Annotated in this window: 22 protein-coding genes and 1 pseudogene; 21 read left to right on the top strand and 2 right to left on the bottom strand. The window is 65.9% G+C overall.

Annotated features, from left to right (window positions below; all coding sequences use genetic code 11):
• Positions 1-195 (top strand): annotated as a pseudogene (locus tag FV220_RS04735) (glycosyl transferase); the annotation flags it as partial.
• 188 nt (positions 196-383) lie between these two features.
• Positions 384-905: a translation initiation factor IF-3 gene (infC, locus tag FV220_RS04740; protein WP_018042013.1), complete on the top strand. Its 522-nt coding sequence runs from the start codon at positions 384-386 to the stop codon at positions 903-905.
• Between the two features lie 171 nt (positions 906-1,076).
• On the opposite strand, the gene FV220_RS04745 is transcribed toward infC, so the two are convergent.
• Together FV220_RS04745 and FV220_RS04750 are read right to left on the bottom strand one after the other, a co-directional pair.
• A complete protein-coding gene (locus FV220_RS04745) occupies positions 1,077-3,413 on the bottom strand; it encodes an amylo-alpha-1,6-glucosidase (RefSeq protein ID WP_187273330.1) in 2,337 nt (778 codons plus the stop codon).
• Positions 3,414-3,706: 293 nt separating this feature from the next.
• Positions 3,707-4,840 (bottom strand): glycosyltransferase family 4 protein, encoded by a 1,134-nt coding sequence (locus FV220_RS04750; RefSeq protein ID WP_147829937.1) that lies wholly within the window; start codon positions 4,838-4,840, stop codon positions 3,707-3,709.
• A gap of 458 nt (positions 4,841-5,298) precedes the next feature.
• Here FV220_RS04750 and FV220_RS04755 point away from each other — a divergent pair, with 458 nt between their 5' ends.
• The 19 genes from FV220_RS04755 to FV220_RS04845 all read left to right on the top strand — a co-directional run bounded on the left by FV220_RS04755 (position 5,299) and on the right by FV220_RS04845 (position 24,447).
• Positions 5,299-5,664: an NADH-quinone oxidoreductase subunit A gene (locus tag FV220_RS04755; RefSeq protein WP_147829939.1), complete on the top strand. Its 366-nt coding sequence runs from the start codon at positions 5,299-5,301 to the stop codon at positions 5,662-5,664.
• Between the two features lie 53 nt (positions 5,665-5,717).
• Positions 5,718-6,305 (top strand): NADH-quinone oxidoreductase subunit B, encoded by a 588-nt coding sequence (locus FV220_RS04760; RefSeq protein ID WP_018042017.1) that lies wholly within the window; start codon positions 5,718-5,720, stop codon positions 6,303-6,305.
• Between the two features lie 9 nt (positions 6,306-6,314).
• Positions 6,315-6,959 carry an NADH-quinone oxidoreductase subunit C gene (locus FV220_RS04765; protein WP_018042018.1) on the top strand — a complete coding sequence of 215 codons (645 nt, stop codon included), beginning with the start codon at positions 6,315-6,317 and terminating at the stop codon, positions 6,957-6,959.
• Between the two features lie 16 nt (positions 6,960-6,975).
• The gene (locus FV220_RS04770) at positions 6,976-8,166 is read left to right on the top strand and encodes an NADH-quinone oxidoreductase subunit D (protein WP_018042019.1); all 1,191 of its coding nucleotides are present in this window, start codon (positions 6,976-6,978) and stop codon (positions 8,164-8,166) included.
• Positions 8,167-8,195: 29 nt separating this feature from the next.
• Entirely contained in the window at positions 8,196-8,495 is a 300-nt protein-coding gene (locus FV220_RS04775) for a hypothetical protein (protein WP_056147314.1), read from the top strand.
• Positions 8,496-8,498: 3 nt separating this feature from the next.
• Positions 8,499-9,593: an NADH-quinone oxidoreductase subunit NuoE gene (gene nuoE, locus FV220_RS04780; protein ID WP_147829941.1), complete on the top strand. Its 1,095-nt coding sequence runs from the start codon at positions 8,499-8,501 to the stop codon at positions 9,591-9,593.
• Between the two features lies 1 nt (position 9,594).
• Entirely contained in the window at positions 9,595-10,896 is a 1,302-nt protein-coding gene (gene nuoF / locus FV220_RS04785; RefSeq protein WP_056147306.1) for an NADH-quinone oxidoreductase subunit NuoF, read from the top strand.
• A gap of 43 nt (positions 10,897-10,939) precedes the next feature.
• Positions 10,940-13,021 carry an NADH-quinone oxidoreductase subunit NuoG gene (gene nuoG / locus FV220_RS04790; protein ID WP_147829943.1) on the top strand — a complete coding sequence of 694 codons (2,082 nt, stop codon included), beginning with the start codon at positions 10,940-10,942 and terminating at the stop codon, positions 13,019-13,021.
• Between the two features lie 12 nt (positions 13,022-13,033).
• Positions 13,034-14,050 (top strand): NADH-quinone oxidoreductase subunit NuoH, encoded by a 1,017-nt coding sequence (nuoH, locus tag FV220_RS04795; RefSeq protein ID WP_018042023.1) that lies wholly within the window; start codon positions 13,034-13,036, stop codon positions 14,048-14,050.
• Positions 14,051-14,075: 25 nt separating this feature from the next.
• The gene (gene nuoI / locus FV220_RS04800) at positions 14,076-14,564 is read left to right on the top strand and encodes an NADH-quinone oxidoreductase subunit NuoI (RefSeq protein WP_018042024.1); all 489 of its coding nucleotides are present in this window, start codon (positions 14,076-14,078) and stop codon (positions 14,562-14,564) included.
• A gap of 121 nt (positions 14,565-14,685) precedes the next feature.
• Positions 14,686-15,306, top strand: coding sequence for an NADH-quinone oxidoreductase subunit J (locus tag FV220_RS04805; RefSeq protein WP_056247895.1), 621 nt, complete (start codon positions 14,686-14,688; stop codon positions 15,304-15,306).
• A 28-nt stretch (positions 15,307-15,334) separates the two neighbouring features.
• Positions 15,335-15,640 carry an NADH-quinone oxidoreductase subunit NuoK gene (gene nuoK / locus FV220_RS04810; RefSeq protein ID WP_018042026.1) on the top strand — a complete coding sequence of 102 codons (306 nt, stop codon included), beginning with the start codon at positions 15,335-15,337 and terminating at the stop codon, positions 15,638-15,640.
• A gap of 103 nt (positions 15,641-15,743) precedes the next feature.
• Positions 15,744-17,861 carry an NADH-quinone oxidoreductase subunit L gene (nuoL, locus tag FV220_RS04815; protein WP_147829945.1) on the top strand — a complete coding sequence of 706 codons (2,118 nt, stop codon included), beginning with the start codon at positions 15,744-15,746 and terminating at the stop codon, positions 17,859-17,861.
• Positions 17,862-17,908: 47 nt separating this feature from the next.
• Positions 17,909-19,429: an NADH-quinone oxidoreductase subunit M gene (locus tag FV220_RS04820; RefSeq protein ID WP_147829947.1), complete on the top strand. Its 1,521-nt coding sequence runs from the start codon at positions 17,909-17,911 to the stop codon at positions 19,427-19,429.
• Positions 19,430-19,442: 13 nt separating this feature from the next.
• Positions 19,443-20,885, top strand: a complete 1,443-nt coding sequence (gene nuoN / locus FV220_RS04825) for an NADH-quinone oxidoreductase subunit NuoN (protein ID WP_018042029.1) — start codon at positions 19,443-19,445, stop codon at positions 20,883-20,885.
• 4 nt (positions 20,886-20,889) lie between these two features.
• Entirely contained in the window at positions 20,890-21,813 is a 924-nt protein-coding gene (locus tag FV220_RS04830) for a biotin--[acetyl-CoA-carboxylase] ligase (protein ID WP_147829949.1), read from the top strand.
• Between the two features lie 12 nt (positions 21,814-21,825).
• On the top strand, positions 21,826-23,499 hold the full coding sequence (locus tag FV220_RS04835) for a ribonuclease J (RefSeq protein WP_056147279.1): 1,674 nt from the start codon (positions 21,826-21,828) through the stop codon (positions 23,497-23,499).
• A gap of 202 nt (positions 23,500-23,701) precedes the next feature.
• On the top strand, positions 23,702-24,106 hold the full coding sequence (gene mce / locus FV220_RS04840) for a methylmalonyl-CoA epimerase (protein WP_018042032.1): 405 nt from the start codon (positions 23,702-23,704) through the stop codon (positions 24,104-24,106).
• Positions 24,103-24,447 carry a DUF1467 family protein gene (locus FV220_RS04845; protein ID WP_018042033.1) on the top strand — a complete coding sequence of 115 codons (345 nt, stop codon included), beginning with the start codon at positions 24,103-24,105 and terminating at the stop codon, positions 24,445-24,447. Before mce ends, FV220_RS04845 begins: the two co-directional genes overlap by 4 nt.
• Positions 24,448-24,639 lie beyond the last annotated feature (192 nt).

Genomic DNA, 24,639 nt, shown 5'->3' on the forward strand with positions numbered 1-24,639 from the left:
GGCTGGCGGGTGCCGCCCGGCGACGCGCCGGCTCTGGCCGAGGCCCTGCTCGAAGCGCTCACCCTCGGGGCCAGCGCACGGGACGCCATGACCCGCCGGGGGCGCGCCCATGTGGAGGCGCATTTCTCCCTCGATGGCATGGTGGGCGCCACCCTCGACATCTATGCGGAACTTCTCGCCCGACGCCCGCGCTGACACTGTATGGGCCGGTTCGTGAACCAAACCCGCTCCTGCCTGTTGACACGGGACGCAGTTCGGACATGGTGTCCGCAACCGGATTGCCGGAGCGATTGGTGGCAGGTCTAGCCCTCCGGGCGATGTCCGCAGGCTGCCGTTTCGTCGTTCACTAGGAGATTGAAGCCATTCGTAGACCAATGAGAGCCATGCCGGCCCCGCAGAAGGACGGGCCGCGCGCCAATCGGGACATCCGTGGCGTCCGCGAGGTGCAGCTCATCGATGATACCGGGCAGAACCGCGGTGTCGTCGCCTTCTTCGATGCGCTCGCCCTTGCCGAAGAGGCGGGCCTCGATCTCGTGGAGATCGCGCCGAACTCCGTCCCTCCCGTCTGTAAGCTTCTCGATTACGGCCGCTTCCGCTTCAACGAACAGAAGAAGCAGAACGAGGCCCGCAAGAAGCAGAAGACGGTCGAGGTCAAGGAGATCAAGCTCCGCCCCGGTATCGACAAGCACGATTACGACACCAAGATGAAGGCGGTCATCCGCTTCTTCGAGGAGGGCGACAAGGTGAAGGTCACCCTGCGCTTCCGTGGCCGTGAGATGGCGCACCAGGATATCGGCCTGCGCCTGCTCGAACGGGTGAAGAACGAGACCCAGGAAATCGCCAAGGTGGAAAGTGAGCCGATGCTCGAAGGCCGCCAGATGATCATGATCCTGGCGCCGCGCTGAGGTCGCTTTCGTCCCACCACGGGACATGGACGTTCTGAAAGCCGCTTCCTCGGGGAGGCGGCTTTTTTTATCGCCTTACAGCCGGTCTCGAATGTCGTGTGATTCGGGGCAGCTTCGTGCTTGCCGCGAGGGTAGGGGGGCAGCCTGGGAGCCGCCCCCAAGTCCCAGGATTTATTTCACCACGGACACCTGCGCGTCGCCCACCCGCCTCAGCACGTTCACCGTGACGTCGCTGCCGTAGCGCTGCACCCGCAGGTCGATCCGTGAGTCGCCGAGCTTCAGGTTGAAGATCGAAACGCCTTCGAGGAAGTCCGGGAGGGTGGGGTTGCGCAGGCGGATGCGGTTGCGGTCGTGCTGGATCTCCAAACCGATGCAGGCCGAGAGGAAGGCGAACGGAGCCGCCGCCGCCCAGGCCTGGGGCGAGCAGGCCACAGGGTAAGAGACGGGGCCGCGCTGATTGCGGCGCATGAAGCCGCAGAACAGCTCCGGCAGGCGCTTCTGGTCCTGGTAGAGGGCGGTGTCGAACATGCCCTGGAAGATACGGGAGGCCTCCGGCTTCAGGTCGTAGCGCGCGAGGCCCATGGCCACCAGGGCGTTGTCGTGCGGCCAGATCGAGCCGTTGTGATACGACATCGGGTTGTAGCGGGCCTCGCCGCGCGCGATCGTGCGGACGCCCCAGCCGTTGAATCCGTCCTTCGACAGCAGGTTGGCGGCGACGCTCGCGGCGCGCTCCGGCAGGGCGATGCCGGTGAAGAGGGCGTGGCCGGCATTGGACGAGCGCACGGCGCATTGCTTCTTCGCCCCGTCCAGGGCCAGCGCGTAGGTGCCGATCTCCTCGCACCAGAAGGCCTTGTCGAAGTTTTCGCGAAGGGCCAGCGCCTCCTTTCCGAGGCGGGTGGCGAGGTCGTCGTGCCCGAGCAGTGTGGCGAGCTTGGCCATGCCGTTCTTGGCGGCATAGACGTAGCCCTGGACTTCGCACAGGGCGATCGGCCCCTTGGCGAGCTGTCCATCGGTATGGAAGATCGAATCGTGGCTGTCCTTCCAGCCCTGGTTCTCCAGGCCCTTGTCGGTGTCGCGGGCATATTCGACGAAGCCGTCGCCGTCCCGGTCGCCGTACTCGTTCATCCACGTGAGGGCGAGTTCGAGGGCGGGCCAGATGCGCTTGATCGTCTCGATGTCGCCGGTGACCGCGTAATACTCGTAGGCCAGCATGACGAAGAGCGGCGTTCCGTCGATGGTGCCGTAATAGTGGCGGAACGGCACCTCGCCGAGCATCGCCATCTCGCCGCGCCGGGTCTCGTGCAGGACCTTGCCCGGCTGGGCATCGGCGGCGGGGTCCACGGCCTTGGCCTGTGTCGAGGCGAGGTAGCGTAGGACGCCCTTGGCGAAGTTCGGGTCGATCCAGAGCGCCATCATCGCCGTGATGATGCCGTCGCGGCCGAACACGGTGGAGTACCAGGGGATGCCGGCGAAGGGGTAGATGCCCTCGGGCGTGCGGCTCGCCAGCATGTAGAGGTCGGCGGTGGCGCGGCAGGCCGCTTCGTTGAACTGGTCGTTCGACGAGATGATCGTGGTGATCCCGGCGGTGAGCTGGCGCAGGTCCCGGCGCGCGTCGCGATAGGCGCGGGCGAAGATCACGCCCTCGCCGAGGCCCTTGGGATGGCGTGCGCCGGCGCTGCTTCCCGCCGCCTGCGACAGGCCGGCGGCGGCGTCCTCGCCGACCTTCTCCGCGGCCGGAGCGCTGGTGAAGGCGCGGTGCGATTCGAAGACGACGCGGATGAACAGGGACGTCCGGCCGCCCGGGGGCAGCGAGACCTCGAACTCGGCGCGGCCCGGCTCGATACGGTGCGGCTTCGGACCGAAGTGGAGGCTCGTGGTGCGCACCACCTCGTCGAGGCCGACATAGCGAAACTGGACTTCCGATTCGTTCGCCACCTGCACGCTGCGCTTGCCGCGGACCGGCCGGTCCATTCCGCGCACCTCGAACAGGTCGCGGTAATCGGCGTCGAAGGTCACTCCGATCTTGAGCTTCCAATGGCGCGAATCGTAGTTGCGCAGGCCGATCCGGTCGTAGCAGGCACCCTTGAACAGGAACTTGGTGCGCTCGATGGCGATCAGCTCACGGGGGATCGTGGTCTCGTCATGGGCATCGATGCGGATGTCCGGCGTCGTCATGTCGACGCTCAGCGCGCCGTTGTCGTCCTGCATCACCGAGGAGAGCAGCAGCGGGCGCTGGTCCTCGATGGTGAAGCCGAGGCGCGACAGGTAGCGCGTATCCTGGAAATACAGGCCCTCGGGCCCGGGCAGCACGCCGATATCGCCGTAGCTGTCGAGGACGGCGAAGGCCTCGCCGTATTTCAGGGAGCGTAAGGGGCGCTCCACCAGCGAGGTCTGTGCCTCGATATGGTATTGCGGCAGCACCTCGTCGGCATCCTGGAAACCCTGCCCCAGCCCGTTCGTGCTGCTGTGACCGTCCTGTGTCGTCGCCGTGGAAGTGTTCGCCGCCATGCCTGAACGTCTCCGGGAAGTGGACTGTCGGACCCGCGGTATCGAAGCCGGGCCTCTCCGGCCCGATGTCGCAGATCGTCTCGGGCGCGTCGACGGGCTCGATCAAGCGACGTTCGCTCTCTGGCCCGAAGCGCTGGATCGTCTATCGCGAATCAAAAGGCCGCCGGTCGCGAAAGGGCGATCCAGCGGCCTTCGATAACCGGTATCGGTGGATCTCACGAATGAGGGCCGTCGACTCGGGAAGAGGTTAGCAAGGCTGGTGCCGTATGGCATCAGCCTTTCTGCAAGGATTTTCAGGCCGGCATGGCAGCCGCGGACAGCGACGGGCGGGCCGAGCCGTTCAGATCGCCGTAATGCGGGGTGAATGCCCCGGCGCGTGGCATCTTGATGATGGTCTTCTCGTTCTCGATCAGCTGCTCGTAGACCGCCACATACTTCTTCACCATGCACTCGGCGGTGAACTGCGTCTCGAAGTGGCGGCGCACGCCGGCGCGGCTCATGGTCTTGACCTTGTGTACGGCCGCGATGGCATCGTCCATCGTGTCGCACAGGACGCCACTGACGCCGTCGGCGATGACCTCCGGCACGGAGCCGTTGCGGAATGCGATCACCGGCGTGCCGGCCGACATCGCCTCGATCATGACGAGGCCGAAGGGCTCCGGCCAGTCGATCGGGAAAGCCAGGGCCAGGGCGTTGCCGAGGAAGTCCTTCTTCTGCTCTTCGTTGATCTCGCCGATGAACTCGACGAGCGGGTGGTGGATCATCGGCTCGATGACCTCGTCCCAATAATCCTGATCGGCCTTGTCCACCTTGGCGGCGATCTTCAGCTTCACGCCGGACTGGATCGCCATCTGAATCGCCCGGTCGGGGCGCTTCTCGGGGGAGATGCGGCCGAGGAAGGCGAGGTAGCCGCCCTTGGCTTCCGGATAATACGGGCAGTTCTCGGACGGCAGGCCGTGATGGATCGTCGCCTGCCAGTTCGAGTTCGACGGCATGGGCTCGCGCTGGTTGTCGGAGATCGACACCAGGGGCATGCCCGTGAAGGTGCGGTAGACCGGCATGAAATCCGGAACGTCGAGGCGACCGTGCATGGTCGTGACGCACTTGTGGTAGAGGTCTTCGAACATCGGATACTGCAGCAGATCGATGTGGAAGTGCAGCACGTCGAACTCGTGCGCCCGTTTGTGGACGGCGTGCAGCATCGCCAGATGGCTCGCGGTGTGATCGCGGTAACCGAGAAGGCGAAGACCCTCGGGCGTGCAGGCGGCGAGCTTGGCGGACGTCTCGGAATCGCCGCTGGCGAACAGGGTCACGTCATGTCCCTGCCGGACGAGTTCCTCCGTGATCCACGATACGACGCGCTCGGTGCCGCCGTAGAACTTCGGAGGCACGGCCTCCGAGAGCGGAGCAATCTGGGCAATGCGCACGAAACGTCTCCTGTAAGGTCGAATATTGCGACGACCTAACGCCATCCGGCCTGAGTGGGACATGAACGGAACTCACGGCCAAGGTTCTGGTTCCGTGTGCCCCATGAGTGCCGTTCCTCGCTATCTCCTCCGCCCGGATGTCCCCGAAATCCTCGGTCCCATCTCCCCCGACGGGGTCATCGAGCAGGGGCGGGGCCATGCAGGAAACCGGCCAGACCGGACACCGGCGACGACCGCGGGATTGCTGCTTGAGGGACCTGCGCGGATCGGTCGTGTTGCCGGATACGATCCGCCCCATACTTCCTGAGCATGGCCGGATTTGTGCGACGCACGACGCCCTTGTTTCGCTCAAGGGGGTCGTCTAAGCCTCGCGCCTGCGCAGTCTGGCATTGGAGCAATTCCATACCACACCGGCGCTCGCGAGGCGCTTCGCCCGCCACGAACACGAGAGGTGTCGCATGACAAGCCTGCTGGCGGATTACCTGCCCCTCATCGTTTTCATCGGCGTGTCCTTGTTCATCGCCGTGGCGCTGCTCGTCGCACCGTTCCTCGTCGCTCATAACAGCCCCGACCCGGAGAAGCTCTCTGCTTACGAGTGCGGCTTCAATGCTTTCGACGACGCCCGCATGAAGTTCGACGTGCGGTTCTACCTCGTCGCTATCCTATTCATCATCTTCGACCTTGAAGTCGCGTTCTTGTTCCCCTGGGCGATCACCTTCGGCGAACTCGGCTGGTTCGGTATGTGGTCGATGATGGCCTTCCTCGGCGTGCTCACGGTCGGGTTCGTCTACGAGTGGCGCAAGGGCGCCCTCGAATGGGACTAGACGTCCCGTCGACCTGACAATCGCATTGCCCGAAGCCGGATCCCGAGAAACCGATGGCCTTCAGTCCCGACATGACCCGGATCCCCGCCGTCGCACCCGCGCCGAAGGGGATCATCGATCCGAATACCGGCCGGCCCATCGGCGCCGACGATCCGACCTTCCTGTCGATCAACAGCGAACTCGCCGACCGCGGCTTCCTCATCACTTCGACCGACGACCTCATCAATTGGGCCCGCACCGGGTCGCTGATGTGGATGACATTCGGCCTCGCCTGTTGCGCGGTCGAGATGATGCAGATGTCGATGCCGCGCTATGATTGCGAGCGCTTCGGCTTCGCGCCGCGTGGCTCGCCGCGCCAATCCGACGTGATGATCGTCGCGGGGACTCTGACCAACAAGATGGCCCCCGCCCTGCGCAAGGTCTACGATCAGATGCCGGAGCCGCGCTACGTTATCTCGATGGGCTCCTGCGCCAATGGCGGCGGCTATTACCACTATTCCTATTCGGTGGTGCGCGGCTGCGACCGGGTGGTGCCCGTGGACATCTACGTGCCCGGCTGCCCGCCCACGGCGGAGGCGCTGCTCTACGGCGTGCTCCTCCTGCAGAAGAAGATCCGCCGCACCGGCACGATCGAGCGCTGAGGGGCCGGCATGAGCAACGGAATTTCGATCCTCGCCCATACCGCGGCCCCGGCCGACGGCTCCCTCCAGGCGCTCAGCGACCATGTCGGGTCGGCGCTGGGTCCGGCCATCGTCTCGCGGACCATCGCCTTCGGCGAACTCACGCTGAATGTGCAGGCGAGCGACATCGTCTATGCGCTGACCTATCTGCGCGACGACCCCGCTTGCGCCTTCCGCTGCTTCATCGACATCTGCGGCGCGGATTACCCGAACCGCGAAAAGCGCTTCGACGTCGTCTATCATCTGCTCTCCCTGCGCCATAACGCCCGCATCCGAGTGAAGGTACAGACCGACGACCAGACCCCGGTCCCCTCCGTCATCGACGTGTTCCCGGCCGCCAACTGGTTCGAGCGCGAGACCTACGACCTCTACGGCGTCCTCTTCTCCGGACATCCCGATCTGCGCCGCCTGCTGACGGATTACGGGTTCGAAGGGCATCCCCTGCGCAAGGACTTCCCCCTCACCGGCTTCGTCGAGGTCCGCTACGACCAGGACGAGGCCCGCGTGGTCTACGAGCCGGTGAAGCTGGCGCAGGAATTCCGGAACTTCGACTTCCTCTCGCCCTGGGAGGGCACCGAATACGTGCTCCCGGGCGATGAGAAGAAGTCGGCTTGAACAGCGGAGCGAGGCCATGACCGAGCACAACATCCGCAACTTCGCGATCAATTTCGGGCCCCAGCACCCGGCGGCGCACGGCGTGCTGCGCCTCGTGCTGGAACTCGACGGCGAAATCGTCGAGCGGGTCGATCCGCATATCGGCCTGCTCCATCGCGGCACCGAGAAGCTGATCGAGCACAAGACCTACCTGCAGGCCACGCCGTATTTCGACCGGCTCGACTACGTGTCGCCGATGAACCAGGAGCATGCCTTCTGCCTCGGCATCGAGAAGCTGCTCGGCCTTCAGGTGCCGCGCCGGGCCCAGCTCATCCGCGTGCTGTTCTGCGAGATCGGCCGCATCCTCTCACACCTCCTCAACGTGACCACGCAGGCCATGGATGTGGGCGCGTTGACGCCGCCGCTCTGGGGCTTCGAGGAGCGTGAGAAGCTGATGATCTTCTACGAGCGCGCGTCGGGTGCGCGTCTCCACGCCAACTACTTCCGGCCCGGCGGCGTGCATCAGGACCTGCCGCCGGCGCTGATCGACGACATCGAGGCCTTCATCGACCCGTTCCTGCAGGTGGTGGACGACCTCGACAACCTCGTCATGGGCAACCGCATCTTCAAACAGCGCAACGTCGACATCGGCATCGTCACCGTGGACGAGGCCATGGCCTGGGGCTTCTCCGGGGTGATGGTGCGCGGCTCCGGCATCCCGTGGGATCTGCGCAAGTCGCAGCCCTACGAGTGCTACGAGGAGATGGAGTTCGACGTCCCGGTGGGCAGGAACGGCGACACCTACGATCGCCAGGTCATCCGCATGGAAGAGATGCGCGAATCGGCCAAGATCATGCGGCAATGCTGCGTGAAGCTGCGCGAGCCCGCCGGACAGGGGCCGATCGCGGCCACCGACGGCAAGTTCGCCCCGCCGCCGCGCCGCGAGATGAAGCGATCGATGGAAGCGCTCATCCACCACTTCAAACTCTACACCGAAGGCTTCCACGTCCCGGCCGGCGAGGTCTACGCAGCGGTCGAAGCCCCCAAGGGCGAGTTCGGCGTCTATCTCGTCGCCGACGGCACCAACAAGCCCTACCGTTGCAAGATACGCGCTCCGGGTTTCGCCCATCTCCAGGCCATGGACTGGATGTGCCGCGGCCACATGCTGGCCGACGTGTCCTGCGTGCTCGGCACGCTCGACATCGTGTTCGGCGAGGTGGACCGGTGAGAACAGCTCTCTCGGTCACGGTAGCGTCGATGCTTGCCGGCAACTTGCCGGCTTGGGCCGACGTTTCCTGCGCCCAGTACGAAACGCTTCGCAGCCTGCCTGATGCCTTCAAGGAGACCGGCCGCGGGACTGTTGAGCGCCGCATCGGCGAGCCCGGTACGCCGGGTTTCACCGATCTCGTGCGGCATTCAGACTCGCATTGTGATTGCTTCAACATGCCCATGATCGAGAGGGATCGTGGTCGGCCGATTCCGGACGGTAAGTTCTGGGAGTGCGGTGCTGCCGAGACCGGTACGCCGCTGCCTGCTGACATAAAGGACGCCGAATAAGCTATGGCGAACCGCAGACTCGCCCCCGCCGCCGAGCAGCCCGCGTCCTTCGCGTTCTCTTCCGAGAACGCCGACTGGGCGAAGGGTCAAATCGAGAAATACCCGGAAGGGCGTCAGGCCTCGGCCGTGATTCCGTTGCTGTGGAAGGCGCAGGAGCAGAATGGCGGCTGGCTGCCGCAGAAGGCGATCGAGGCTGTGGCCGCCGAACTCGGTATGCCGCATATCCGCGTGCTCGAAGTGGCGACCTTCTACACGATGTTCGCCCTCGAGCCGGTGGGCCGGTTCTGGATCCAGCTCTGCGGCACGGTGCCGTGCGATTCCTGCGGCGCGCGCGAGTTGAAGGACTACCTTCACGAGCGTCTCGGTGCGCCCGGCCATGTGAGCGCCGACGGCAACTTCTCCTGGCTCGAAGTCGAGTGCCTCGGCGCCTGCTGCAATGCGCCTATGGCGCAGATCAACCAGGATTACTACGAGGACCTGACGCCGGATCTCCTCGGCACGCTGATGGACGATCTGGCGGCCGGCCGCCCGGTGAAGGTCGGCTCGCAGGTGGGGCGCACCTCGTCCGAGCCGAAGGGCGGCGCCGACACCCTCACCGACGCGACCTTGTTCGACGGCTCCCGAGTGGGCGCCTGGCGCAAGCGTTTCGAGGAGCATGCGGCCGACGACACCACGTCCGAGGGCAAATCCGAAGCTGCGTCTTCCGAGCAGCGCGCCGCCACCGATCCCAAACCCGCTAAACCCGATGCAGGCCGCGCCGCCGCCTCGTCGGCCTCGGACGGCCCTGCCCAGCGTTCGGCCGGAGGCGAAGAGCCGGTGAAGGCCGGTGATAAGGCTGATGCCGCGGATGCCACGGACTCCAAGGCCCAGCCGGGTCATCCCACGGCCGATGCCGGGGTGACGGTTGCGCGCGCCGAAGCCGCCGGAGCCGAAGCGGGAACGCAATCCGACCTGCCCCGGGACGAGCCGCCGCCGCAGCCCCTCGCCTCGGGTGCCAGCGAGGATCTGGGGCCGGACGACGCGACGCCGCCTCCGACGGCCGCCAAGCCGAGGAAGACGGCGCCCAATCCCGGCGCTCCGAAGACGGAGGGGAACTGACATGCTCTCCGATCAGGATCGCATCTTCACCAATCTGTACGGCCTTCATTCCCCCGGTCTCGACGAGGCCAGGAAGCGTGGTGCCTGGGACGGCACCAAGTTCCTGCTGGAAATGGGCCGCGACTGGATCATCGACGAGATGAAAGCGTCCGGGCTTCGCGGGCGCGGCGGTGCCGGCTTCCCGACGGGCCTGAAATGGTCGTTCATGCCCAAGAAGTCGGATGGGCGGCCGCATTACCTTGTGGTCAACGCCGACGAATCCGAGCCGGGCACCTGCAAGGACCGGGAGATCATGCGGCACGATCCGCATCTCCTGATCGAGGGCTGCATGCTAGCCTCGTTCTCGATGGCCGCCCATGCCTGCTACATCTACATCCGCGGCGAGTACGTGGCGGAGAAGCACGCCCTGCAGAAGGCGGTGGACGAGGCTTATGCGGCCCGCCTCGTGGGCAAGGACAACGTCCACGGTTACCCGTTCGACATCTACGTCCATCACGGTGCCGGCGCTTATATCTGCGGCGAGGAGACGGCGCTGCTGGAAAGCCTCGAGGGCAAGAAGGGCATGCCGCGGCTGAAGCCGCCTTTCCCGGCCAATATGGGCCTCTACGGCTGTCCCACCACGGTGAACAACGTCGAGTCCATCGCGGTGGCGGGCACCATCCTGCGCCGGGGCGGCGCCTGGTTCGCAGGGTTGGGCGGCAAGAACAACACCGGCACCAAGCTGTTCTGCGTGTCGGGCCACGTCAACAAGCCCTGCAACGTCGAGGAAGAGCTCGGCATCACCTTCCGCGAGCTCATCGACAAGCATTGCGGCGGCATGCGCGGCGGCTGGGACAACCTGCTCTGCTCCATCCCCGGCGGCTCTTCGGTGCCCCTGGTGCCGGCCGAGCAGATCATCGACGCCAAGATGGATTTCGACACCCTGCGCGGCCTCGGCTCCGGCCTCGGCACGGCGGCGGTGATCGTTCTCGACCGCTCCACCGACATCGTCTCGGCCATCGCCCGCATCGCCTATTTCTACAAGCACGAGAGCTGCGGCCAGTGCACGCCCTGCCGCGAGGGCACCGGCTGGATGTGGCGCGTGATGCTGCGCATGGCTGAGGGCCGCGCCCAGCGCCGCGAGATCGACATGCTCCTCGACGTGACGAAGCAGATCGAGGGCCACACGATCTGTGCCCTCGGCGACGCGGCGGCCTGGCCGATCCAGGGCCTCATCCGCCATTTCCGCCCCGAGATCGAAAAGCGCATCGACCGCTACAGCGCCAACCCGCATAGCGATCCTGTGCGGATCGCGGCGGAGTGATCGCCATGTCTTTCGGACCGATGTTCGACACCGAGAAGCACGCATGACCAAGCTCATCGTCGACGGCACCGAGGTCGATGTTCCGGCCGAGTACACCCTGCTGCAGGCCTGCGAAGTCGCGGGCGCGGAGATCCCGCGCTTCTGCTTCCACGAACGGCTGTCCATCGCCGGCAATTGCCGCATGTGCCTGGTGGAGTTGAAGGGCGCTCCGAAGCCCGTGGCCTCCTGCGCCTACGCGGTGAAGGATTGCCGGCCCGGCCCAAACGGCGAGCCGCCCGAGATCCTCACCCGGTCGGGAACCACGAAGAAGGCCCGCGAGGGGGTGATGGAGTTCCTCCTCATCAACCACCCGCTCGATTGCCCAATCTGCGACCAGGGCGGCCATTGCGACCTGCAGGATCAGGCCATGGCCTACGGCGTCGATTCGACCCGCTACGGCGAGAACAAGCGGGCGGTCGAAGAGAAATACATCGGCCCGCTGGTGCGGACCGCCATGAACCGCTGCATCCATTGCACCCGCTGCGTCCGCTTCCTGGCGGAAGTGGCCGGCGTGCCCGATCTCGGCGCCATCGGCCGCGGCGAGGACATGGAGATCACGAGCTATCTCGAGAGCGCGATGGGCTCGGAGCTTCAGGGCAACGTCGCCGATCTCTGCCCGGTGGGCGCCCTCGTCCATAAGCCGCAGAGCTACGAGGTGCGGCCCTGGGAGCTGTCGAAGACCGAATCCATCGACGTGATGGATGCCGTCGGCTGTGCCATCCGCGTCGATGCCCGTGGCCGCGAGGTCATGCAGATCGAGCCGCGCGTCAACGAGGACATCAACGAGGAGTGGATCTCCGACAAGACCCGCCACGCGGTGGACGGCCTGCGCGCGCAGCGCCTCGACCGTCCGTATCTGCGCGAGAACGGCCGCCTGCGTCCGGCCTCCTGGGGTGAGGCCTTCGCGGCCATCGCCGCGAAGACGAAGAGCGCCGATCCGAAGCGCGTCGGCGCCATCGTCGGCGATCTCGCCGCCGTGGAGGAGATCTATGCCCTGAAGACCCTGATGGGGTCGCTCGGCGTGACCAATCTCGATTGCCGTCAGGCCGGCGAGGCGATCGATCCCGCCTGGGGCCGGGCCGCCTACGCCTTCAATCCCACCATCCCGGGGATCGAGGATGCGGATGCGATTCTCCTGGTCGGGACCAATCCGCGCCTGGAAGCCTCGCTCCTCAACGTGCGCATCCGCAAGCGCTGGCGGATGGCGCCGCTGGCGGTGGGCCTCATCGGCGAGGCCGTGGATCTCACCTATCCCCATACCTATCTCGGCGCCGGCCCCGAGACCCTGGCCGACATCGCCGCCGGCCGGCACAGCTTCTCCGAGGTGCTGAAGGGCGCGAGCCGTCCCCTCGTCATCGTCGGGACCGGGGCGCTGTCCCGTCCGGACGGAGCCGCCATCCTCGCGGCGGCGGCCAAGCTCGCCAAGGACGTCGGGGCGGTCACCTCGGAATGGAACGGTTTCGCCGTGCTCCAGACCGCCGCCGCCCGTGTCGGCGCCCTCGATCTCGGCTTCGTGCCGGGGGAGGGGGGGCTCGACTTCGCCGCGATGGCCGAGCCGGGTGCCCTGGACGTGTTGTTCAACCTCGGCGCCGACGAGGTCGAGATCGGTGCCGGTGCCTTCGTGATCTACCAGGGCACCCACGGCGACCGTGGCGCCACCCGCGCCGACGTGATCCTGCCGGGGGCCGCCTATACCGAGAAGAACGCCACCTTCGTGAACCTCGAAGGCCGGGTGCAGACCACCAACCGCGCCGGCTTCCCGCCGGGCGACGCCCGCGAGGATTGGGCGATCCTGCGCGCCCTGTCCGACGTTCTCGGCAAGCGCCTGGCCTTCGATTCCCTCGGCGCCCTGCGGCGCGCGCTCTATGCGGAATATCCGCATTTCGCCGCCCTCGACGCGGTGGCGCCGGTCGACGTCGCCGCCACGGTCGAGACCCTGGCGGGCCTCGGCGGCGAGGCGAACCGCTCGTCCTTCGCCTCGGCGGTGCCGGACTTCTATCTCACCAACGCCATCGCCCGCGCCTCGCGCGTGCTGGCCGAATGTTCGAGCCTCGCGCGGACGCGCGGCCTCGAAGCGGCGGAATAGGGGCTGCCGACCATGCTGGAAATCGTCGGCACCGTCCTGCTTCTGGTGCTCAAGAGCTTCGTGCTCCTGGCGCTGCTTCTCGTCTTCATCGCCTACGCGCTGCTGGCCGATCGCAAGATCTGGGCGGCGGTGCAGCTGCGGCGCGGCCCCAACGTGGTCGGGCCCTGGGGCCTGCTGCAATCCTTCGCCGATCTCCTGAAGTTCGTGCTGAAGGAGCCGGTGATCCCGGCCGGCGCCAACAAGGCGTTGTTCCTGCTAGCGCCCCTGGTCTTCGCCACGCTGGCCCTGGCGGGCTGGGCGGTGATCCCGCTGGCGGAAGGCTGGGCCATCGCCGATCTCAATGTCGGCATCACCTACATCTTCGCGATCTCGAGCTTGGGCGTCTACGGCGTGCTGATGGGCGGCTGGGCCTCGAACTCGAAATACGCCTTCCTCGGCGCCCTGCGCTCCGCCGCGCAGATGATCTCCTATGAAGTGTCCCTCGGCTTCGTCATCATCTGCGTCCTGCTCTGCGCCGGCTCGCTCAACCTCTCGCGCATCGTCATGGCGCAGGACACTTCGCTCGGCATCCTCGGCTGGTACTGGCTCTGGCTGTTCCCGATGTTCGTGGTGTTCTTCATCTCGGCACTCGCCGAAACCAACCGCCCGCCCTTCGATCTGCCGGAGGCCGAATCGGAGCTCGTGGCGGGCTACATGGTCGAGTATTCCTCGACGCCGTACCTGCTGTTCATGCTCGGCGAGTACGTGGCGATCATGACCATGTGCGCGCTCGGAACGGTGCTGTTCCTCGGCGGCTGGCTCTCGCCGATCCCGTTCGCGCCCTTCACCTGGGTGCCGGGGCTGATCTGGTTCGCCCTGAAGGCGAGCTTCCTGTTCTTCATGATCGCCATGGTGAAGGCCATGGTGCCGCGCTACCGCTACGACCAGCTCATGCGCCTCGGCTGGAAGGTGTTCCTTCCGCTCTCGCTCGTCTCGGTCGTCGTCGTCGCCTTCGTCCTCAAGCTCACCGGTCTCGCGCCGGGGGCATGATGCAACGCATAAGGGAGATCGCGCCATGAAGCTCGATCAGGTCGCCAAGGGTCTGCTGCTGAAGGAGTTCGTGTCGGGGTTCGCCCTCGCCATGCGCTACTTCTTCAAACCCAAGGCCACGATCAACTACCCTTTCGAGATGGGGCATCGCGGTCCGCGCTTCCGCGGGGAGCATGCGCTGCGCCGCTATCCCAACGGGGAAGAGCGCTGCATCGCCTGCAAGCTGTGCGAGGCGATCTGCCCGGCGCAGGCCATCACCATCGAGGCCGGCCCGCGACGTAACGACGGCACGAGGCGCACCACGCGCTACGACATCGACATGGTGAAATGCATCTATTGCGGCATGTGCCAGGAGGCCTGCCCGGTGGATGCCATCGTCGAGGGGCCGAATCTCGAATTCTCCGTGGAGACCCGCGAGGAGCTTCTCTACGACAAGGACAAGCTGCTCCTGAACGGCGACCGCTGGGAGCGCGAGATCGCGCGCAACATCGCGGTGGACGCGCCATACCGGTGATGACGGGAGCCCCGGCGGTTGTGCGCCGCAGGGGTGGGTTCTATAGACGGGCGGCCTGCACGGGCTGGTTTGAATTTCGGCAGAAGGGGCCGTCCTCGGGACGGCTGATCTCCATAGTCGCATGAGTGCAGCCGCAGCCTTCTTCTACCTGTTCGCCGGCATCGCGATCGCGTCCGCGTTCATGGTGATCACCTCGCGCAATCCAGTCGCGTCGGTGCTCTTCCTCATCCTGACCTTCGTCAACGCGGCGGGCCTGTTCGTCCTGATGGGCGCCGAGTTCCTCGCGATGATCCTCGTGGTGGTCTATGTCGGCGCGGTCGCCGTTCTGTTCCTCTTCGTCGTGATGATGCTCGACGTGGATTTCGCGCAGCTGCGCCAGGGCTTCCAGCAATACCTCCCCGTGGGGGCGCTGATCGGGGCCGTCTTCCTCATCGAGCTCCTGCTCGTGGTGGGCTCCTGGACGATCGATCCCGGCCTTATGCAGGCGCCACTGGGTCCGCTCGCCAGTGTCGAGGGCGTCACCAACACCCAGATGCTCGGGCGCGTGCTCTACACGGATTATGTTTTCTACTTTCAGCTGGCCGGGCTCATCCTGCTGGTGGCGATGATCGGTGCCATCGTGCTCACCCTGCGCGACAGGCCGGGCGTGAAGCGCCAGAACATCTCCGTGCAGAACGCGCGGACGCAGGAGATGGCGGTGGAGACCCGCAAGGTGCCCTCGCGCCAGGGTGTCGAGGTCTGATGTCGGCTCTGCAGAAGGATCAGCGCTCATGATCGGCTTGAGCCATTATCTCACAGTGGCGGCGATCCTGTTCACGCTCGGCGTGCTCGGCATCTTCGTGAACCGCAAGAACATCATCGTCATCCTGATGTCGGTGGAGCTCATCCTGCTCGCGGTGAACATCAACCTCGTGGCGTTCTCCACCCATCTCAACGACATCACCGGCCAGGTCTTCGCCCTGTTCGTGCTCACGGTGGCGGCGGCGGAGGCGGCCATCGGGCTCGCCATCCTCGTCGTCTTCTTCCGAAACCGCGGCTCCATCGCGGTGGAGGACGTGAACATGATGAAGGGCTGATCTTCCCCCAAGCCGAGCCGCGCGGCACCCCGCGCGATCCCATTGACGAGAATGGAGCGAGGCCGGTCATCCGGTACGCTTCCGGAGGCCGGGCCAGCCAGCGATGTATCACGCGATCGTCTTCTTCCCGCTCATCGGCGCCCTGCTCGCCGGCCTGTTCGGCCGCCAGCTCGGCCCTCGCGTGTGCGAGTACATCACCACCGGCTTCCTCGCCTTCTCCGCCCTCCTGTCCTGGGGCGCCTTCTTCGAGGTACCGGGCTCGGACCACGCCACCCGCGTGCAGGTGGCGACATGGTTCACCGCCGGCGACCTCGTCGTCGACTGGGCTTTCCGGATCGACACGCTCACCGTGGTGATGCTGGTGGTGGTGACGACGGTCTCGACCCTCGTCCACCTCTACTCCGTGGGCTACATGGCGGAGGATCCGCACCGGCCGCGCTTCTTCGCCTACCTGTCGCTGTTCACCTTCGCCATGCTGATGCTGGTGACGGCCGACAACCTCGTGCAGATGTTCTTCGGCTGGGAGGGCGTCGGCCTCGCCTCCTACCTGCTGATCGGGTTCTGGTACGAGAAGCCCTCGGCCAATGCGGCGGCGATGAAGGCGTTCATCGTCAACCGCGTCGGCGATTTCGGCTTCTCGCTCGGCATCTTCCTCGTCTTCGTCCTGTTCGGTTCCGTGGCCTTCGACGGCATCCTGCCGCGCGCCGCCGAGTTCAAAGACGCCACCTTCCACTTCCTCGGCTACGACTGGAACGCCATGACGCTGGCGTGCCTGCTCCTGTTCATGGGCGCCATGGGCAAGTCGGCGCAGTTCCTGCTCCACACCTGGCTCCCCGATGCCATGGAGGGGCCGACCCCGGTCTCCGCCCTGATCCATGCCGCGACCATGGTCACCGCCGGCGTGTTCATGGTGGCGCGCCTGTCGCCCCTGTTCGAGGTGGCGCCCAATGCCCTCATCGTGGTGACCGTCATCGGCGGCATCACCGCGTTCTTCGCGGCCACGATCGGCATGGTGCAGAACGACATCAAGCGGGTCATCGCCTACTCGACCTGTTCGCAGCTCGGCTACATGTTCGTGGCGCTCGGCGTCGGCGCGTATTCGGCCGCTGTCTTCCACCTCTTCACCCATGCCTTCTTCAAGGCGCTGCTGTTCCTCGGCGCTGGCTCGGTCATCCACGCGATGCACCACGAGCAGGACATGCGGAACATGGGCGCTTTGCGCCGCTACATTCCCTTCACCTCGGCGATGATGACCATCGGCACCCTGGCGCTGATCGGCTTCCCCTTCACCGCCGGCTACTACTCGAAGGATGCGATCATCGAGGCGGCCTACGCCTCGACGCGGCCGGGCCACACGCTCGCCTTCCTGGCCACCGTCATCGCCGCCCTGATGACCTCGTTCTATTCCTGGCGTCTGTTCTTCATGACCTTCGAAGGACCGGCGCGCTGGGCCGGTCATGGCTCCGATCACGGCGCCGCTCATCATGACGACCATCACGCGGCACCGGCCTCGGCGAATGCGCACGTGGCGGTCCAGGCGGACGGTGCGCCGGGCCACCACGAAGGCGTCGCCCATGACGACAAGGGCCACGACGTCGAGCCCGCGTCGCACAGCGCCATCGAGCACCACGACCATGCGCACACGCCGCATGAGAGCCCGTTGGTGATGACGATCCCGCTGGCGATCCTCGCCTTCGGCGCGCTCTTCGCCGGTCTGATCTTCAAGAACCGCTTCATCGGCGAGGGCATGGAGTCGTTCTGGGGGCATGCCCTCGGCCACGGCCCCGACAACCACATCATGCACGACATCCATTCGGTGCCGGCGCTGGTCGCTTACTCGCCCTTCATCATGCTGGTGATCGGCTTCCTGCTGGCCTTCTGGATGTATATCCGCCGGCCGGAACTGCCGGGCCAGCTCGCCGCGCAGCAGCCGAGCCTGTACCAATTCCTGCTCAACAAGTGGTATTTCGACGAACTCTACGAGCGCATCTTCGTCCGGCCGGCCAAGAACTTCGGCAAGTTCCTCTGGAAGGAGGGCGACGGTCGCGTCATCGACGGGCTCGGCCCCGACGGGATCGCCACGCGCGTGCTCGACGTCACCCGCGGCGTGGTCCGGCTCCAGACCGGCTACGTCTATCACTACGCCTTCGTCATGCTCATCGGCGTCGCCGCGATCATCAGCTGGTACATGCTCACCGGCCTGCCGAAGGTCGGGCACTGATGTCTCGCGCAATGACGGTCGCCAACCCGTATCGGAGTGCCCGCTAGATGTTCGGCCTCGGCATTCTCTCAGGCCTGCTGATCGTACCGCTCTGCGGCGCGGCCTTCATCCTGTCCCTCGGCGATGAATCCGAGAGCGTGAAGCGCAATGCCCGCTGGGCAGCACTCGCGACCACCATCGTCACCTTCCTCCTCAGCCTCGTGGCCTGGGGCCGGTTCGATCCGTCGACGTCGAGCTTCCAGCTCGTGGAGACCCACGGCTGGCTCGCCGAGACGATCAAGTTCAAGCTCGGCGTCGACGGGTTCTCGATGCCGCTGATCCTGCTGACCACGTTCCTGATGCCGTTCTGCATCGGCGCGTCGTGGCTCTCGGTGAACACGCGGGTGAAGGAGTATTTCGTCGCCTTCCTCGTCCTCGAGACGACGATGATCGGCGTGTTCCAGTCCCTCGACCTCGTGCTGTTCTACCTGTTCTTCGAGGCCGGCCTGATCCCGATGTTCCTCATCATCGGCATCTGGGGCGGCAAGCGCCGGATCTACGCGAGCTTCAAGTTCTTCCTCTACACCCTGCTCGGCTCGGTGCTGATGCTCCTCGCCATCATGGCGATGTACTGGCACGCCGGCACCACCGACATCCCGACCCTGCTGCACACCCGCTTCCCCGTCGGCATGCAATACTGGCTGTGGCTCGCCTTCTTCGCCTCCTTCGCGGTGAAGATGCCGATGTGGCCGGTCCATACCTGGCTGCCCGACGCCCACGTGGAGGCGCCCACCGCCGGTTCGGTGATCCTCGCCGGCATCCTGCTCAAGATGGGTGGCTACGGCTTCATCCGGATCTCGCTGCCGATGTTCCCGGATGCCAGCGCCTATTTCGCGCCGATGGTCTTCGCCCTCTCGGTCATCGCGATCATCTTCACGTCGCTGATCGCGCTGATGCAGACCGACATCAAGAAGCTCATCGCCTATTCGTCGGTGGCGCATATGGGCTTCGTGACCCTGGGCCTGTTCACCCTCAACGAGCAGGGCATCCAGGGCGCCCTGTTCCTGATGATCTCGCACGGCATCGTCTCGGGCGCGCTCTTCGTCTGCGTCGGCGTGGTCTACGACCGGATGCATACCCGCGAGATCGCGGCCTATGGCGGCCTCGTGAAGCGCATGCCGCTCTATGCTGCGGCGATGATGGTGTTCACCATGGCCAATGTCGGCCTGCCCGGCACGTCGGGCTTCGTCGGCGAGTTCCTGGCCATGATGGGGGCCTTCAAGGCCAACCCCACCGTCGCCTTCTTCTCCGTCTTCGGCATCATCCTCTCGGCCGGATACGCCCTGTGGCTCTATGCCCGGGTGATCTACGGCAAGCTCGAGAAGCCCAACCTCCAGGGCATCCTCGATCTCGACCTGCGGGAGAAGATCATCATCGCGCCGCTCGTCGCCCTGACGATCTATTACGGCGTGCATCCCGCGCCCATCCTCGACACCTTCGCCCCCTCCACGGAGGCGCTGATGCAGAGCATGAAGACCGCGCTCTCGAACACGCAGACCGCGGCGGTGATCCCGCCCGTGGCGCGCTGAAGGTCTACGTCAGATGACCGCTATCCAGGCCGTCCTGCCCTCGCTTTCGCCGGTGATGCCGGAGCTGATCCTCGCGATCGGCGTGCTGGGGCTGATCCTCTACGGCGCCTTCCGGGGCGAGCGCTCTGTCGAGACCGTCAATGTCGGCGCACTCATCCTGCTGATCCTCGCCTTCTTCGTGGTCGTGTCGCAGTCGGGCGCGAAGGTCACGACCCTCAACGGGTCGTTCATCGTCGACAATTTCTCGAAGGTGATGAAGGCGCTGATCCTGCTCGGCTCGGCGGCCACGATCCTGCTGTCGCGCGACTATTTCCAGCGCGAACGCATCGACCGGTTCGAGTTCCCGATCCTGATCGTGCTCTGCACCATCGGCATGATGGTGATGGCCTCGGCCAACGACCTGATCGCCCTCTATCTCGGCCTCGAACTGCAGTCGCTGGCGGCCTATGTCATCGCCGCCTTCCACCGCGACAACCTGAAATCCACGGAAGCCGGGCTGAAATACTTCGTCCTCGGCGCCTTGTCGTCGGGGATGCTGCTTTACGGCTCGTCGCTGGTCTATGGCTTCACCGGAACCGTCTCCTTCCCCGGCATCGTCTCCGCGCTCAACGACAATGCCGGCATCGGCATCGTGCTCGGCATCGTGTTCGTGGCCGCCGGCGTCGCCTTCAAGATGTCCGCCGTGCCGTTCCACATGTGGACGCCGGACGTCTACGAAGGGTCGCCGACACCGGTGACGGCGTTCTTCGCCTCGGCGCCGAAAATGGCTGCCGTCGCCATGACCGTGCGAGTCTTCATCGGCGCCTTCCCGGATGTGACGTCGATCTGGCAGCAGATCATCGTCTTCGTCGCCATCGCGTCGATGACGCTCGGCTCCTTCGCGGCCATCGGCCAGCGCTCGATCAAGCGCCTGATGGCCTATTCCTCCATCGGCAATATCGGCTACGCGCTGATCGGTCTCGCCGCCGCCTCGGAGGAGGGGATCCGCGGCGTGGTGATCTACATGATCATCTATCTCGCCATGACGCTCGGCGCCTTCGCGGTGCTCCTGTCCCTGCGGCGCGGCGGCCAGATGTACGAGACGGTGGACGACCTCTCCGGTCTCTCGCGCACGCATCCGGTCCTGGCCTTCTGCCTCGCCGCGATGATGTTCTCTCTCGCCGGCATTCCGCCACTGGCCGGGTTCTTCGGCAAGTTCTACGTCTTCGCCGCCGCCATAAAGGCCGATCTCGTCGGTCTCGCGGTGATCGGTGTCGTCACCTCCGTGGTCGGCGCGTTCTACTACCTGCGCCTCGTCAAGGTGATGTATTTCGACGAGCCCCAGGCCCCGTACGAGACCATGGCGCCGGGCCTGCGCATCGTGCTGGGCCTGTCGAGCGCGGTGGTGGTGCTGTTCTTCCTCGTTCCGTCTCCTCTGGTCAGCGCGGCGGGGGCCGCGGCCAAGTCGCTGTTCTAGGATTGTGTCGGGATATCGCCTCGGCCCGGCGGCCAAGGCCGCCGGGCATCGTCTTCACGTTCACGAGAGCCTAGGCTCCACCAACACCCAGGCGATGGAGCTCGCGCGCCAGGGCGAGAGGGGGCCGCTCTGGGTCGTCGCGCTCAGGCAGGAGGCGGGGCGTGGTCGCAGGGGAAGCACCTGGGCCTCCCTGCCCGGCAACCTCACCGCCAGCCTGCTCTGGCCGGTCTCGGACGTCGATCCGGTCCAGGTGCCGAGCTTGGGGTTCGTGGCAGGCGTCGCGCTGATCGCGGCTCTGAAGCGAACGATCAAATTACCTCTTCATCCTGAGGCGCCGGAGCGCAGAGGAGGCTTCGCAGGAGGGCTCCAGTTCTCGCGCGATCCACGGGAGCCCTCCTGCGAGGCCGCTGGCGCGGCACCTCAGGATGAGATCGATTGTCTGAGATCTGGTGGGATAAGCCCCTTCCGGCTGAAATGGCCCAACGACGTTCTGGTCTCCGGCGCGAAGCTCGCGGGTCTGCTTCTGGAAGCGGAGACTCATCCCGGCGGGCGCAGATCGGCGGTGATCGGCTTTGGCGTCAACGTCGCCGCGTCACCGCAGGACTTGCCTTATCCCGCGACAAGCCTCAGTCAGAGTTCGTACGAAACGCGCGCCGAGGATCTGTTCGATTACCTGTCGGACGAGATCGTCGCTGCAGCGCGACTCTGGAGCCGGGGCGGCGGATTCTCAGCGATCCGCCGGCTTTGGCTCGACGACGCCGCCGGGATCGGCGCACCGGTCTCGGTGCGGATCGGCGGCGAGATCGTGCAAGGAATTTTCGAGACGATCGACGAGGCGGGGCGGCTCGTCGTCCGATCGGATGATGGGACGCGACGGACCGTGACGGCGGGCGAGGTGCATTTGGGTTCGGCCGCGACGGCGGCTTGAGGTTTGACAGTGATGACGACAGGGCAAGACGAACTCGTCTTCGTGCCGCTCGGCGGCGTGGGCGAGATCGGCATGAATGCGGCGCTCTACGGCTTCGGGCCGGAGAAGCGGCGGAAATGGATCATGGTCGATTGCGGGATGGGCTTTGCCGGGGAAGAGGGCTTCCCCGGCATCGACCTGATGTTCCCCGATCTCAGCTTCATCGAGGAGCGCAAGGACGACCTCCTCGCCATCTTCATCACCCATGCGCACGAGGACCATATCGGCGCCATCGGTGAGCTGTGGCCCAAGCTCAAGGCGCCGGTCTACGCCACGCGCTTTGCCAAGAACCTGCTCGAGGCGCGCCGTCTCAGCGAGCCGGGCGCGCCGAAGGTGATCCTGCGCGAGATCGCGGCCCACAAGCCGGTGACCGTCGGCCCGTTCGAGATCGAGTACGTTCCGGTCTCGCACTCGATCCCGGAATCGAACGCGGTCGCCATCCGCACGGCGCACGGCCTCGTCCTGCATACGGGCGATTGGAAGCTCGACGCCACGCCGATCCTCGGCGACGTCACCTCGGAAGCCTCGTTCCGCAAGCTGGGCGACGAGGGCATCCTCGCCATGATCAGCGATTCGACCAATGTCGTGCGCGAGGGCCGCAGCCCGAGCGAGGCCGAGGTCGCCGCCACCTTGCGCGAATTGATCGCCGAAGCCCCTCACCGGGTCGCCGTCACCACCTTTGCCTCCAACGTCGCCCGCATGCGGGCGGTGGCCGAAGCGGCACGCGATTGCGGCCGCGAGGTCATCGCCGTCGGCCGGGCCATGGACCGGGTCATCGGCGTCGCCCGCGAATGCGGCTTCCTCGACGGCCTGCCCGATTTCCGTTCCGCCGACAGCTACGGCTACCTTCCCCGCGACAAGGTGGTCTGCCTGCTCACCGGCTCGCAGGGCGAGGAGCGCGCGGCGCTGGCCCGTGTCTCCCGTGACGATCATCCCGACGTGACGCTGGCTGCGGGCGACCGCGTGATCTTCTCGTCCCGCGCCATTCCCGGCAACGAGCGGGCGGTCGGCGCGATCATCAACGACCTGATCAATGCCGGCATCGAGGTGGTGACCGACCGGACGAAGCTCGTCCACGTCTCGGGCCACCCGCGCCGCGACGAGATGGCCGAGATGTATGCCTGGACCCGGCCGAGGACCGCGATCCCCGTTCACGGCGAGGCGCTGCATCTCGACGAGCACGCCCGCTTCGCCCTGGCCCAGGGCGTCGGCAACGTGGTCAAGGCCCGCAACGGCAGCGTCGTGCGCCTCGCCCCCGGCACGCCGGAGATCGTCGAGCACGTGAAGGCCGGCCGCCTCTTCAAGGATGGCAACATCCTCATCGACGCCAAGGACCGCGCCATCCCCGAGCGGCGCAAGCTGTCGCAATCCGGCGTTGTGTCCGTCGCCATCGCCATCGATGTCCAGGGCGAGGTTCTGGGCGAGCCGGCCATCGACATCATGGGCCTGCCCAATCGCGGCAAGAACGGCCAGCCGATGCTCGACGTTGCCGTCGAGGCGGTGACGCGCACGCTCAGCGGTCTGTCGAAGCAGAAGCGCAAGGATGCCGAGGCCGTCGAGAAGGCGGTCGACCGCGCGATCCGCTCGGCCGTGAACGAGGCCTGGGGCAAGAAGCCCGCCTGCCACGTGCAGGTGGTGGAGGTGTGAGACAAACAGGGGCGGAGCGGCGGATGAACCCGTCCTTCCGCCCCACAACCTCATCCTGAGGTGTCCGGAGCGTAGCGAAGGCCTCGAAGGAGCCCTCCAGTGCGCGTTGCGATCACTGAAGGGCTCCTTCGAGGCCGCTGGCGCGGCACCTCAGGATGAGGGGGATGGGTAGGATCACAAGAACCAAAAGAGGGAGCAGACCATGATCGGACGCCTGAACCACGTGGCCATCGCCGTGCGCGACCTCGACGCGGCTTGTGCTATCTATCGTGACACCCTCGGCGCCACTGTCACCGAGCCCCTGCCGCAGCCGGAGCACGGCGTCACGGTGGTGTTCGTGAACCTGCCCAACAGCAAGGTCGAGCTGATGTCGCCGCTGGGCGAGGGCTCGCCTATCGAGAGCTTCGTGGAGCGCAACCCGAATGGCGGCGTGCACCATGTCTGCTACGAGGTCGACGACATCATCGCCGCCCGCGACAAGCTGAAGGCCCAGGGCGCCCGCGTCCTCGGCACCGGCGAGCCGAAGATCGGCGCCCATGGCAAGCCGGTTCTCTTTCTCCACCCCAAGGACTTCCTCGGCACCCTCGTCGAGTTGGAGCAGGTGTGAGCGGCGTGAACGCCCTCGTCCGGACCGTCTCGGCGACGGTCTGGCGCACGCTGGCCACCATGGTCGTCATCGTCTCGGCCGTGGCGGCTCTGGCCGTGGTGTTGTTCAAGCTGACGGTGTTCGGGGCCTTCGCCCTGTATTTCGTGGTGTGGTGGACGCTGCTCTTCGTCATCCTGCCGCTCCGCAATCAGGTCGAGACCGATCCGTCGCGGATCGTGCCTGGGCAGGATCCGGGGGCGCCCGCGGCGCCGCGTCTGCTCGAGAAGGCGATCTGGACGACGTTGCTCGCCAGCCTCGTGTTTCTCGTGGTGATCCCGATCTTCGAGCTGTCGGGGCTGTAGCACCGCGATCCGGTGACGGGCCGGATCGGTCCCCACCCATATCCGCGGGTCGGTTCCGGCCATAAAAAAAGCAAGGCGCGAGCCTTGCTTTTGAGACGACAGATGACGTGTCAGCCTATTTTATCTCACGCATTTCTGACGGCGTGGCGGCTGAAATTTCCTCCCGAGACTCGGACCTCGCGCTGCCTCTCC

The sequence above is a fragment of the Methylobacterium sp. WL19 genome, from assembly GCF_008040005.1.
Taxonomy (GTDB): Bacteria; Pseudomonadota; Alphaproteobacteria; order Rhizobiales; family Beijerinckiaceae; genus Methylobacterium; species Methylobacterium bullatum.

What these genes read in the sequence shown, in the direction of transcription:
- infC (WP_018042013.1), top strand. Translation starts at nt 384, where the DNA reads ATGCCGGCCCCGCAGAAGGACGGGCCGCGCGCCAATCGGGACATCCGT.
- nuoG (WP_147829943.1), top strand. Translation starts at nt 10,940, where the DNA reads ATGACCAAGCTCATCGTCGACGGCACCGAGGTCGATGTTCCGGCCGAG.
- FV220_RS04835 (WP_056147279.1), top strand. Translation starts at nt 21,826, where the DNA reads ATGACGACAGGGCAAGACGAACTCGTCTTCGTGCCGCTCGGCGGCGTG.
- FV220_RS04745 (WP_187273330.1), bottom strand. Translation starts at nt 3,413, where the DNA reads ATGGCGGCGAACACTTCCACGGCGACGACACAGGACGGTCACAGCAGC.
- FV220_RS04770 (WP_018042019.1), top strand. Translation starts at nt 6,976, where the DNA reads ATGACCGAGCACAACATCCGCAACTTCGCGATCAATTTCGGGCCCCAG.
- nuoI (WP_018042024.1), top strand. Translation starts at nt 14,076, where the DNA reads ATGAAGCTCGATCAGGTCGCCAAGGGTCTGCTGCTGAAGGAGTTCGTG.
- FV220_RS04775 (WP_056147314.1), top strand. Translation starts at nt 8,196, where the DNA reads ATGCTTGCCGGCAACTTGCCGGCTTGGGCCGACGTTTCCTGCGCCCAG.
- nuoF (WP_056147306.1), top strand. Translation starts at nt 9,595, where the DNA reads ATGCTCTCCGATCAGGATCGCATCTTCACCAATCTGTACGGCCTTCAT.
- mce (WP_018042032.1), top strand. Translation starts at nt 23,702, where the DNA reads ATGATCGGACGCCTGAACCACGTGGCCATCGCCGTGCGCGACCTCGAC.
- FV220_RS04765 (WP_018042018.1), top strand. Translation starts at nt 6,315, where the DNA reads ATGAGCAACGGAATTTCGATCCTCGCCCATACCGCGGCCCCGGCCGAC.
- nuoN (WP_018042029.1), top strand. Translation starts at nt 19,443, where the DNA reads ATGACCGCTATCCAGGCCGTCCTGCCCTCGCTTTCGCCGGTGATGCCG.
- nuoL (WP_147829945.1), top strand. Translation starts at nt 15,744, where the DNA reads ATGTATCACGCGATCGTCTTCTTCCCGCTCATCGGCGCCCTGCTCGCC.
- FV220_RS04805 (WP_056247895.1), top strand. Translation starts at nt 14,686, where the DNA reads ATGAGTGCAGCCGCAGCCTTCTTCTACCTGTTCGCCGGCATCGCGATC.
- nuoH (WP_018042023.1), top strand. Translation starts at nt 13,034, where the DNA reads ATGCTGGAAATCGTCGGCACCGTCCTGCTTCTGGTGCTCAAGAGCTTC.
- nuoE (WP_147829941.1), top strand. Translation starts at nt 8,499, where the DNA reads ATGGCGAACCGCAGACTCGCCCCCGCCGCCGAGCAGCCCGCGTCCTTC.
- FV220_RS04820 (WP_147829947.1), top strand. Translation starts at nt 17,909, where the DNA reads ATGTTCGGCCTCGGCATTCTCTCAGGCCTGCTGATCGTACCGCTCTGC.
- FV220_RS04760 (WP_018042017.1), top strand. Translation starts at nt 5,718, where the DNA reads ATGGCCTTCAGTCCCGACATGACCCGGATCCCCGCCGTCGCACCCGCG.
- FV220_RS04755 (WP_147829939.1), top strand. Translation starts at nt 5,299, where the DNA reads ATGACAAGCCTGCTGGCGGATTACCTGCCCCTCATCGTTTTCATCGGC.
- nuoK (WP_018042026.1), top strand. Translation starts at nt 15,335, where the DNA reads ATGATCGGCTTGAGCCATTATCTCACAGTGGCGGCGATCCTGTTCACG.